This is a genomic window from Streptomyces aurantiacus, assembly GCF_001418335.1.
Classification (GTDB): Bacteria; Actinomycetota; Actinomycetes; order Streptomycetales; family Streptomycetaceae; genus Streptomyces; species Streptomyces aurantiacus.
Window position 1 is genome coordinate 1 of record NZ_LIPP01000521.1, and the last position, 241, is coordinate 241.

1 protein-coding gene is annotated in these 241 nt (G+C 72.6%); it reads right to left on the reverse strand.

Translation table 11 applies throughout. The features are described 5' to 3' along the window. Nucleotides 1-87: 87 nt before the first annotated feature. Nucleotides 88-241: UTRA domain-containing protein (locus AOK01_RS45975; protein WP_245702623.1), on the reverse strand; the 154-nt coding region annotated here is incomplete at its 5' end.

Here is a 241-nt window from a genome sequence, read left to right on the forward strand (position 1 = left end):
CCCCTCGGGCCCCGGACTTCCCCCTCGACCCGAACTCCTCCCTCGGGCCTTCCCCCTCCGCCGTTACGGCGATACGCCCAGCCCGCCCTACTTCACCGGCAGGTGGTACGCGACCCGGTACCGGTCCGCCGGTACGACCACGTCCGCGGTCTCCACCGGCCGTCCCGACGCGTAGAACGTCCGCTGGATGACGAGCACGACATGCCCCGGCACACCCCCCAGCGCCGACAACTCCTCGGCG